The following is a 1,823-nucleotide window of genomic DNA, read 5'->3' as shown; positions in this document are numbered from 1 at the left end:
CACTTTTACGTGGAAATCCTTTTCGGTGTTCCGAAGGATTTACCCATACCATGTAATGATTATTAGAACCTTGAAACTCATTAAGGTACTCAATTTCAAAATAGTCGTTTACACCACCACGTTGACCACCATGTTGATTACATCTTGCCAAATGGTGGGTAAACGGAATTGGTGGCAACTTAAAAGGCAATTTAATCTTTCTTTTGAAGTGACTATTACATTCACCTAGTGCATCTTCAACTGATTTATAGCCATATTCAAAGTACATCTTTTCAAAAGGCACACGCTCGTCACTTGATGGCTTTTCGTAATAGGCATATGTAGTTGAGCCAATCATGAAAGTGAAAGCGATTATAGCCAAACCAACTATCTTTATCATCGTATACCTCCTTGTAATCTGTTTTTTCATGTAGCCTTCCCCAAGATAACAATGTCTAACTACTCGTTTCCACTACAACATCTATGCATGGTCTTCCTTGACGTTCTCATGAGCATGAAAAAAGCACCAACTGATGTTGATGCTTAATAAATGAAACTACTCTTTTATTGAACTATCGTTACCCGTTAGCGTAATGTACTTGGTTGGTATATACTCTAATCTTTAACCTATTATAGACAGTAAATCATCCTTGTCATCTTTTTTCAAAAGAGTCACATTGCTTTCCGTAACCCTAAATTTCCAGTAGCTGATCACTCTTATATCATCCACCATATAGTTCCAATCTTTAATAAGGATAACTTCGTATGTTTCTTTATCAATCAGTTTAACACTCGTTGTTAACTTTAAAATGGTTGTATTTCCATACATACCACCAATCGCGACCTTTATATTCCTAGTTCCATTTCGTTTGGGAAAATCGGCATTTAAATGCGGCTCATTTAACTCATGTATCTTGGCTAAAGTATATTTTACTGCATCTGATTCACTAAACGAGTTACTGCAAGCTGCTGATACAAAAAAGCTAATCACAGTTATAATGTACAACGCAACTTTCATTTTTTTCATCCCTTTCCATACATTTTCGCTTTTCTATATGTATGGACAGGACACTACATTTAACACATTTGCATGGAATCTTCACTTTCTTTAATGATGCATTATTGAACTATACTGCCCGCCACCAAACGGTTTAAAAGGGTTATCACGATTGGTTTTATCACAGACAAGCAAGAAAATGAACAAATAAAACAAACCCAGATCAGCCTTTGTCTCATCATCAACGGTGACTAAAAAATATCAGTACTTTTCATTCGAATAGTCCACCTACAAACACAACATATGCGGAAATAAGTAATATTACGATAGATAAAACCAGTGTTGCTATCGCTCTCAAAGTTGATAGCCAGCCTTTAATACCTGACACTCCGAATGCCCCAAGAATACAGCTTACTATTGACATCGCTACTAAAAAATTAAAAGGATCAATCCCAGTTCCATTTTGAATAAATAGGGCAAAATTGTGTTGAAATAATAGAAAGAACATTCCCCAACATATCAAGGAAAACCAAAATGCCCAAATGTTAATTATCCTCAGTATTCTCAGCAAATCAACCCACTTCTCCCTTCATGCTCTATGGAATCAATGTTGTTTTCCTGTTATCAGGCAGCCTTTTGTGGGATATTTTTCCTAGACAAATTATTAGACGCATGTAACCTTCTGTTCGTTGCGTTAAACTGCCAGTTAGTTGAGTGAAGGGCTACTGCGTGGCCAATGTCATTTAGTTTAGCTCAAAGACAAGAACAGGAATAAAAATGAAATCCAAAACGGCATGGGAAAAGTCCTGTGCCGTTTGTTTTTTTGGGGAAAGCAAAGAAAAAGCGC

General features: G+C 36.3%; 1 protein-coding gene and 1 pseudogene. Both read right to left on the bottom strand.

The features are described from left to right. Positions 1-379 (bottom strand): annotated as a pseudogene (locus RCO25_RS34465) (hypothetical protein); the annotation flags it as partial. 222 nt (positions 380-601) lie between these two features. Further along, the gene (locus RCO25_RS34460; RefSeq protein WP_309000547.1) at positions 602-997 is read right to left on the bottom strand and encodes a hypothetical protein; all 396 of its coding nucleotides are present in this window, start codon (positions 995-997) and stop codon (positions 602-604) included. Positions 998-1,823 lie beyond the last annotated feature (826 nt).

It is taken from the genome of Paenibacillus sp. LHD-38 (assembly GCF_031157315.1).
Lineage (GTDB): Bacteria > Bacillota > Bacilli > Paenibacillales > Paenibacillaceae > Pristimantibacillus.
Note: the sequence above shows the minus strand (reverse complement) of the source record. Positions and strands in the feature narration are given on the sequence as shown.

Excerpts from the sequence above, each read along its gene's own strand:
- RCO25_RS34460 (WP_309000547.1), bottom strand. The coding sequence starts at position 997 with ATGAAAGTTGCGTTGTACATTATAACTGTGATTAGCTTTTTTGTATCA.